Source organism: Bradyrhizobium sp. Leo78, assembly GCF_059512425.1.
In genome coordinates this window covers 1-8168 of sequence record NZ_JCAMOT010000093.1, presented here as the reverse complement: position 1 = coordinate 8168, position 8168 = coordinate 1, and the positions used below count along the sequence as shown (strand labels likewise).

Annotated in this window: 9 protein-coding genes and 1 pseudogene; 8 read left to right on the top strand and 2 right to left on the bottom strand. The window is 59.3% G+C overall.

What is annotated here, in order from left to right:
* Positions 1-198: 198 nt before the first annotated feature.
* The 3 genes from AC5ZG1_RS42795 to AC5ZG1_RS42785 all read left to right on the top strand — a co-directional run bounded on the left by AC5ZG1_RS42795 (position 199) and on the right by AC5ZG1_RS42785 (position 2322).
* Entirely contained in the window at positions 199-393 is a 195-nt protein-coding gene (locus tag AC5ZG1_RS42795; RefSeq protein ID WP_496136407.1) for a hypothetical protein, read from the top strand.
* A gap of 1222 nt (positions 394-1615) precedes the next feature.
* Positions 1616-1825 carry a hypothetical protein gene (locus tag AC5ZG1_RS42790; RefSeq protein ID WP_028167672.1) on the top strand — a complete coding sequence of 70 codons (210 nt, stop codon included), beginning with the start codon at positions 1616-1618 and terminating at the stop codon, positions 1823-1825.
* Between the two features lie 350 nt (positions 1826-2175).
* Positions 2176-2322, top strand: coding sequence for a hypothetical protein (locus AC5ZG1_RS42785; protein WP_496136406.1), 147 nt, complete (start codon positions 2176-2178; stop codon positions 2320-2322).
* A gap of 647 nt (positions 2323-2969) precedes the next feature.
* Here the strand turns inward: AC5ZG1_RS42785 and AC5ZG1_RS42780 are convergent.
* Positions 2970-3155: an alpha-crystallin domain-containing protein gene (locus tag AC5ZG1_RS42780; protein WP_496136405.1), complete on the bottom strand. Its 186-nt coding sequence runs from the start codon at positions 3153-3155 to the stop codon at positions 2970-2972.
* Positions 3156-4105: 950 nt separating this feature from the next.
* The gene (locus tag AC5ZG1_RS42775) at positions 4106-4249 is read right to left on the bottom strand and encodes an SDR family oxidoreductase (protein ID WP_496136404.1); all 144 of its coding nucleotides are present in this window, start codon (positions 4247-4249) and stop codon (positions 4106-4108) included.
* Between the two features lie 196 nt (positions 4250-4445).
* Between AC5ZG1_RS42775 and AC5ZG1_RS42770 the strand changes: the two genes are divergently transcribed.
* The 5 genes and pseudogenes from AC5ZG1_RS42770 to AC5ZG1_RS42750 all read left to right on the top strand — a co-directional run.
* Positions 4446-5645, top strand: coding sequence for an oxalate decarboxylase family bicupin (locus tag AC5ZG1_RS42770; protein ID WP_496136408.1), 1200 nt, complete (start codon positions 4446-4448; stop codon positions 5643-5645).
* A 125-nt stretch (positions 5646-5770) separates the two neighbouring features.
* Positions 5771-6031: pseudogene (locus tag AC5ZG1_RS42765) on the top strand (integrase core domain-containing protein); the annotation flags it as partial.
* A gap of 204 nt (positions 6032-6235) precedes the next feature.
* Positions 6236-6538: a DUF3551 domain-containing protein gene (locus AC5ZG1_RS42760; RefSeq protein WP_496136403.1), complete on the top strand. Its 303-nt coding sequence runs from the start codon at positions 6236-6238 to the stop codon at positions 6536-6538.
* Between the two features lie 649 nt (positions 6539-7187).
* Positions 7188-8006: a gluconate 2-dehydrogenase subunit 3 family protein gene (locus AC5ZG1_RS42755; RefSeq protein WP_496136402.1), complete on the top strand. Its 819-nt coding sequence runs from the start codon at positions 7188-7190 to the stop codon at positions 8004-8006.
* Between the two features lie 42 nt (positions 8007-8048).
* A partial coding sequence (locus AC5ZG1_RS42750) for an FAD-dependent monooxygenase (RefSeq protein WP_496136243.1) occupies positions 8049-8168 on the top strand: 120 nt, incomplete at its 3' end.

Below are 8168 nucleotides of genomic sequence, written 5' to 3'. Positions count from 1 at the left end.
AAGCAGGGACATTTGCAGTCACTCACCTGTGGTCGCCAAGTCAATTGGTGCTAGCCTACCGCATTCGCAATCCATCACCCTGGGGCCGGTGACCCGGCAAGTGGTAGCAGCGGGAAAAAACTGCATTGCTGTTGTATTCGCGCAACGCTCCGTTCTGATGTGCGGCGATATGCTGGTGTTGGCTGGGGGAGAACCGCGATGTTTGATATCTATCTAAACGGCAGGCGTGATTTGCTGGTCGTGCGCAAGGGATTTCCGATCCCTCCTAGCGACGCATCAGGCAGGTGGCGCAAGCGTAGGAAAGGCGTCGCCAGTGTCAGCCAAGAGATTTGGCGCGCCGTTCAGAGGGAAGGCTACTACAGGCGGAAACTGAGCGGTCTCAAGAAAAACTAAGGGGGGCCGCTTGGTGGTTAGACAATCCGCGTCGTCTCAGTCCCTTGCCAGAGGACAGGGACTAGCGGCTTGATGGCGGCTGGCAGCTTTTCGGCCGTTTCCTAGGCCGCAACACACGATAAGGGTTCGCTGGACACCCTGGCTTCGCGTATTATGCCGTCGAGAGGTTAGATGGATCAGCAAACCGCGCGGCGGCGACGGCTTTTGCAGCTATTGTATGCTCCGACGAAACGAGGCCCGGTGAACCTAGGAGACCTGGCCTCATAAACCTCAACAGCCTTGGGACAGGCAGGGTTGTTCGGCTACAGCACTTTGCCACTGCGATGGGCAAACATGTTCTTGATGTAGCGCAAATGAATTCTACTGGTCTCCGTGCGAGCGATGCGTCTCGGCCCCCCACACAACACTCCGCCGCCAATTAGGACCAACACGGGCGGTCGCGGCAAAGCCGGCAACCCGGACTAGTACGGAAAGAAATCTGACCTTGCCTGCCGTACCCTCGGCTGTCAGGAGGGCGAGCAGATGACGACGCTGATATGTACGAGTTGCGATGGCGCACGACGGCCGACCGCCGTTGAGCCGATCGCCGAGAGTTACGAAATCACATCGTATGAGTGCCCCATCTGCAAGACGGTGGTTCGGCTCGTTGAGGCGCGGAAGGAGCCGCCGAGTTCCTGTCAGGGTGGCCGGGCCTGAAACGGCTAAGCGGTTCCGCGCTCCGAAGGATCATCGGATCATCTGTTGGCAACAGATTTGGAACGAAAGCTCCCGCCGCGACTCTAGAAGGCATGAGACCGCCGCTCGCCGTTAACTAGCACGGCGCATGTCGCGGGATAGCCAAAGGTCGCAAAGACCCGCTGTCGTCAGAACAAGCGCTCGCGCAGATAGCCAAAAGCGGCGGTCTCCAGTTCATTCAGAATTACCACCGGTGCTCGCCAGAGGGTCGAGTTTCTGCCGGTTTTTCTTGTACCGAGTTCCGCGATGCGCAACCGCATCGACATAGACCACAAACAGCCGCGCCATTGTTCGAGAGATCGGCGAGAGATTGCGCGCGTCGCTCAAACCAGAGCCGGAATTGCCGCCGAGCGTTAGAACGCAACTCAACCGGCTCCGGGATTTGGAAGAGCCGTCACCTGATCTTTCCAGCGGCCGAGCGTTGGGACAAACCGCGCCGTTAAGCCGCGTGGATAGCGCCGACGGCTCGGCGGAACAGGGGCGAGCAGTGCCATCGGCTAAAGTTCGTGCGTCAAAAATTTTGAACGAGTTCGGTGAGGCACAATCCGAACTGATGGGCATCGCCGTTGTCCTTACCAACGGAAAGGCCGGTACGGTCGAGAACGTTTGGCTGGATGAGTTGCATGGGCTTCGGATTTCGATCAAAGGTCATGATGGCAAATGGCCGGTCTCAACCATCAAGTTCCCGGAGGACTAGTTCCTTACATCCGGCCGCGCGCCGCGCGTTCCTTTCAGAACATTCCGATCAGGATGAAGAAGCCGACCTCGATCAGAAACGCCATCGACATGATGGCGACGGTCAGGAACACGTCGCCCGTTGAAAGAGGGTTCATGACTGCCTCGCATCTTGCGAAGCAAATCATCCAACCGACCCTGCCTACAGGCGTCGATCCAATCGACAACAATTCCGATCGCATCGAAGCCCTCGCGAGCGTTTAGGGGCTCTGGCCTGAATGGACTGTGAACCGCCTAAATTCTGCCGAGAATATTTCACGTTCCGGCAACCATCGGTCTCCTCGCGCGTCTTGCTCACGCAAGGAGTGCGCAATGACCGACGACGAGCAACAGCGGGAATTTGAAGAGCGGGTGATGCGCTACCGAATGATGGAACGCGAGGTCACCGACCCGCTCGCAATCCGTCTCTTGCAAGACATCGTTGCAGAAATGGAAGCGAACCTGCGGTCGGACGAGTAGCTTCGGGATCAGGCGAACGTCGGCAGCAATCAGAACGCAAGAGCCAGCAGCGCTGTCGCTTTCCGCACTGCGCAAAATAGGCCCTCGGGAAGCTGCCTTCCCGGGGGCTTATTCGGATTGTCCGGTTGGTACATCCGCGACCGGACCGACCCCAGACCTTCCTAATCATTCCGCGTGATCGTGCGCTGCATGAGGCAGCGATGTGTCATTGTCGTGATCACATTTGCCTCAAAACTACGGAGCGACAGCTCTCGCTCGCGCCAGTCGGAGCGGCGCCGACCCAGGCGCCATCGGAACCGCAGTGCCAGCCGTTCTGTTGCCGAGATCAGCTGTCCGTGAGCGAGCGGCGGCGTCGCCTCCCTCATGATTTGACGTGTCGGTCGGATGCTCGAAAGCCATACCGGCATGCAGGAGCAAATTGAAGTCGAATACGTTGTCGCTGGTCGCGGTCGTCGGCCGCATGGTCGCCTCCTAAGGTGGACGAGTTGAAGGGCGCTGCCGCGCAGATCCGCACGGCAGCATGTACTGGCACGGGGCCGATTAGGCAGCCTTCCCCTCTCTCCGGCTGACATCCTTTTCGGCCCCACCGTTAATTGCAATGCGGCGCGGCTTCATCGCCTCGGGGACTTCCCGCTGAAGATCGATGATCAGAAGGCCGTCTCGAAGCAGGCGCCACGGACCTCGACGTGGTCGGCTAGGGTGAACTGCCGCTTAAACAAACGAGTCGAGATGCCGCGATGCAGGAAGACCTTCTCTTCCCTGTGGCCTAATTCATGGCCGATCGTTGGAGACAGCTGGGCGGCCCCGCCGTCGCCCTCCATGCGCACGACCAAGCCTCCGCCTCCGCCCGGATAGCCTCCTGGGCGGGCGACCCGGCGCCCTCAGCGCCCATAACTCCTATCGATGTTCGGACACGCGCGATCGTGAATTGGGATACCGAGCCTTCGGTGCTTACTTTCCTACAGGATTGACTGCCAAAGGAGGACGCCATGGTGCGGCATCCTTGGACGGTAGCTGCCGCTCTTCTCGCTTTTGGCTTGATTGGCTGGGTTCTTGTAGCAGAGCGCCCTCGAGAGAGTTCGGTACGGCTAGAAACTTCCCATTCCTTGGGTGCGGAGCCTGATGTGCGGTTGATATCTGAGCGCAGCGAATACATGCGGACGGAACGGTGACGAACTGGCGCACGGTCTACGGGACAACGGGAAGTCTTTCCACCCACGGCGCCATGTAGCGCATGAATGAGCCGACCCTCAAGGGATTGAAATTTGCCGAGCGGATTTCGCGGCGCTCCAATAGGCGCTGCCTTGGCGCAGTAAACCTAATCCCTGCGGGCCGCTTCAAGATCGGCATGGGGGCCCTGTTTGATGATCCCCCTAGCAGACGCTCAAAGCCAACAAGCGCTCCAAAGGTCAGTACAGTGGCAGCTAGGAAGGTGACGACATAACCAATGAGGCGCATGCTCCTCTCCTGTTTAGTCTTCCCGTGTGCATCTGGACCGTGCCGGCCGCACGCTTGAAGGGCAGGCGAGGACGCCGGAAGCGCGACCACATTGTGCCGCTGTCCGGTCGAGCACTGACAATCCTGCAGGACCCGCCGCAAGAGGCCGAATACCTTTTCGCTGATGACGACGGCTCTCCTTCTAATGAAAAATATCATTCACAAATCTGGTAACCGGCAGAATGTGGCCTCGGCTGTAACGTACGACCAAAAGGTCGGCCACATGTCCGTTGTCAGGGGTAAAGCGGACCCAGCTGAGACATGCCACGACTTCTGAGTCTGAATGTCAAAGCTGCGATATGCCGCCTTCGACGACCAGCTCCGATCCGGTCACGAAGGAGGAATCGTCGCTCGCAAGGAACAGCGCCGTCTTGCCGATTTGCCCGGCCTCGCCGAAACGATGCAGCGGGATCCTATCCCCGACCGGCATCGGTTGGCACATACTGCCTCTCGAAGGCGGCCCCAGCTCCACCCCCAGGCACGCAAAATCGCGACCGTGCCTTATATCCGCGCGAATGGCACGACGCACGCTGTGGGCTTTGCACGACGGTGGGCAGAGGAACTGGCGTTCAATTCCTGCGTTGCGCCGTTGGGACTGGGGTACATCCAGAACGGGGAGCCCGCCCATGTTAAATCCGACACGCAGAACCCTCCTCGCCGGTGCCGTCGCCCTTGGCGCAACGGCCGCGTCAGCTCAAGAGCAACCGGTCGAAGGCAAGCGCGGCGCACCGATACTCGGTCCGCATAATGCAGCCCGGGAAGCGCAGAATCCCGACATCCTGCGGCCGCCCGGAACCGACAGCGGCGGAATTCCAAATTTGCGTTTCGCTTTTGCCGATGCGCACGTCAAAATGCGCGAAGGCGGCTGGTCACGGGAAGTCACGCAACGCGAAATGCCAATTGCGACCACGATCGCCGGCGTGAATATGCGCCTAACCGCTGGAGGCGTGCGCGAACTGCATTGGCACAAGCCTGACGAATGGGCCTTTATGTTGGCCGGCAAGGCCAGAATTACCGCGATCGACAAGGACGGGCACGATTTCGTGGACGACGTCGGTCCAGGGGATCTCTGGTATTTTCCCGGTGGAATACCGCATTCTATCCAAGGCCTCTCACCGGAAGGTACCGAATTCTTGTTGGCCTTCACGGACGGTGGTTTCTCGGAGGATAGCACTTTCGCGATAACTGACATGTTCGCGCACTTTCCGCCAGAGGTTCTCGCCAAGAACTTCATGGTCGACAAGAAGGTCTTCGACGACATTCCGAAGCACGAGAAGTTCATCTTTCCAGCCGCGGAGCCACCCTCGCTGGAGCAAGACAGGATTCAGAGCCCCGCTGGGCCGCTTCCGCGGGATAGGGACATGAGTTTCCGCCTGATGCAGATGCAGCCCACCCAAGCACCCGGCGGTACTGTACGGATTGCCGATTCGAGCAATTTTCCTATTTCGACAAACCTTGCAGCAGCGCTGGTCGAAGTTCAGCCAGGCCACCTGCGCGAGATCCATTGGCACCCGAATGCCGACGAGTGGCAGTACTACATCTCCGGGAAGGCGCGCATGACCGTGTTCGCCGCACAAGGTGCTGCGCGCACCTTCGACTACCTTGCCGGCGATGTCGGCTACGTGCCATTGTCCATGCCGCATTATGTCGAGAACACCGGCAGTGATCCGCTCCGGTTCCTCGAACTGTTCCGCGCGCCCCATTTCGAGGACATTTCGCTCGCGCAATGGATGGCGCTCACGCCGCGTAATCTCGTCACAGCGCACCTTAATCTTGATCGCCAATTCCTGGACAACATCAACAAGAACAAGCAGCCGGTCGTGTAGGTATTGTATCTGATCGGTTATTTGCTGCGGGCCGCCTTGGTCAAGCGACCCGCTATTAAGACACTGCGGTCCCGCAGGCACAACGCGAATGTGGTGAGACCGTCTTTTCCGCACGACCCCAGGTTCCGCAATATCCCTGGACCAATGGCCAGGTCGAGCGCATGAACCGCACGATCAAGGAAGCGACCGTCCAACGCTACCATTACGATCGACACGATCAGCTCAAAGCTCACCTTGCCGACTTCATCACCGCCTACAACTACGCTCGGCGGCTGAAGACCCTGAAGGGCCTCACACCCTACGAGTACATCTGCAAATGCTGGACTTCCCAGCCAGAACGATTCAAACTCAATCCGCTCCAGCAAATGCCGGGACTAAACACCTAGGGGACATCGGTGGTCAAACTCGTGCCTACACAAATCCGGCGGACGCCATGGTAAACGAGCCGTGACAATCACACACGGCGCAATGCCGAGACAGCCGCTCTCGAATGCGACCGATGATCAATGCAATTGAAAAGCCACAACTGCTCGAGCGTGGCGCGCGACCCGTTGATCTAGATTAAAGGCCACTCGTGGAGGCGTGGGCCTATGATCATGATTTTCCTCGCTGTCGGGGCTCCAAGACCAATTCTGAGGAGCTATTTCATGCGCTGTCTTCTATTCGCCGCCGTTTCCGCTGTAGCCTTGCTAACAGCGGCGGGATCAAACTCCGCCGCCGCGCAAGACTACCCTTATTGCCTAAAAGGAGGAGACTGGGGCTGGCCGGGCCTTTGCCAGTTCTGGACCTACCAACAATGCTGGGCGACCGCATCCGGCACCCGCTCGTATTGTGGGATCAACCCGCGCTACGCTTTTGCGCGGCAGCGGCAAGGCTATTGGCTGCCCTACTGACGTAACGAATTCCTCAGCGCGGCTGATTGCCTCGACGCGGTGGGGCCAATCGGGACGTCTGGGACGGAGGTGCGCTGTTTGCCGCAGTCTGCCGGGTGCATCGGACCGGGCGATGTTGCGCGGTTGATGATGTTGGTTCTGCATGACGTCGTTCAACGCGAATGCGCATCCGGGCAGGTGCGAGGGCTTCCCGAGGCTAATGTTGGCGTGTTTAGTCAAGCGCTTTATGAGGAAGCAAAAAATGGACCGCAAATTAGCATGAAGAACAATTGGAATTCCGCCTATCGGGCCAGACCGAGTGGCCCGCGCATGGTCAAGTTGGAGCGATTGATCCCGGAGCGGTCACGCTAATCCTCGATGTAATTTCACCTAAACCCACTCGTAAATCTCTCTTGCTTGAGCAACACATCTACCGCTTCGATGATTCGAATTTGTGGATGTGCTTTGCCAATATACGATCACTTCATGCTCAAGCTCTTTCAGGCACGCCCGGCGCACCGGACCCCAAAACGCCAAGCCGAACCCCCGCTTTGCCGCGACCTAAATTGCTGAACTGGACGCACCCGACTTGAGAACCGTTTAGACTGTGCTATCCTTCTGCTTTGACGCGCCACCTTGGAACTCCGTGTTCACGATCCAGGGGAGCACTATGGTCGCGAAAGAGATTTCGCTCAGCGCCAACGGTATCCGGAAGACGGCCCTCGCTGCTGATAGTGCCGGGGAGGGAATACCCGGCCCGTCGCGCTCTAATCCCGGCGTGCGCCGCCGCGAATTACTCATAACCACCGCCATGGCTTTGGTGTTCTCGGCGACTTCCGCCCGCGCGCTGGTCGTCAAGGGCAGTTTGCCGTGGGCGACAACTGCCGGCACTCCACCAACAGCGGTGCGGCCTGGACCGTGGGTGTATTTCACTCCGGAGGAAGGAGCTGCGGTCGAAGCGCTCGTCGACCGGCTGATCCCGCCGGACCCGCAGACGCCGGGGGGCAAGGATGCCGGCTGTGCGGTCTTTATCGACCGACAACTTGCGGGATCCTATGGCAGCGCCGAGGGCCTCTACATGCACGGGCCCTTCGCCGACGGGACGCCGGAGCAGGGAGAACAGTCGCCGTTGACCCCGGCGGCTCGGTATCGCCAAGCGCTGGCCGCGCTCGACAGGCACTGCCGCGCCGCCTACGCGGGAAAGTCCTTTCCCCAGATTCCCGACGATGAGAAGGACAAAGTTCTCTCAGGGTTGGAGAAAGGCGAGGTGCAACTGGAAGGAACGAGCGGTCGGGCGTTCTTCGAGTATCTGCTGCAGAACACGCGGGAGGGGTTCTTCGCTGACCCAGTTTACGGCGGCAACCGCGATATGGTCGGCTGGAAGATGATCGGATTTCCCGGCGCACGCTACGATTACCGCGACTGGGTTGAGCGGCACAACGAGCGCTATCCGCTGCCACCGCTCGGCATTGCTGGCCGGCCCGAATAGGCGCCAAAGGCGCAATAAGTTCTCGTCCGGAGTACCGGGAATATGACGCGCAAATTGCCAGCAACTGATGTGGTGATTGTTGGGCTGGGCTGGACTGGCTCCATCCTGGCGCATGAGCTGACTGGTGCCGGATTGAACGTGGTGGCGATCGAACGCGGCCCG

What these genes read in the sequence shown, in the direction of transcription:
- AC5ZG1_RS42795 (WP_496136407.1), top strand. Translation starts at nt 199, where the DNA reads ATGTTTGATATCTATCTAAACGGCAGGCGTGATTTGCTGGTCGTGCGC.
- AC5ZG1_RS42785 (WP_496136406.1), top strand. Translation starts at nt 2,176, where the DNA reads ATGACCGACGACGAGCAACAGCGGGAATTTGAAGAGCGGGTGATGCGC.
- AC5ZG1_RS42775 (WP_496136404.1), bottom strand. Translation starts at nt 4,249, where the DNA reads ATGCCGGTCGGGGATAGGATCCCGCTGCATCGTTTCGGCGAGGCCGGG.
- AC5ZG1_RS42770 (WP_496136408.1), top strand. Translation starts at nt 4,446, where the DNA reads ATGTTAAATCCGACACGCAGAACCCTCCTCGCCGGTGCCGTCGCCCTT.
- AC5ZG1_RS42760 (WP_496136403.1), top strand. Translation starts at nt 6,236, where the DNA reads ATGATCATGATTTTCCTCGCTGTCGGGGCTCCAAGACCAATTCTGAGG.
- AC5ZG1_RS42755 (WP_496136402.1), top strand. Translation starts at nt 7,188, where the DNA reads ATGGTCGCGAAAGAGATTTCGCTCAGCGCCAACGGTATCCGGAAGACG.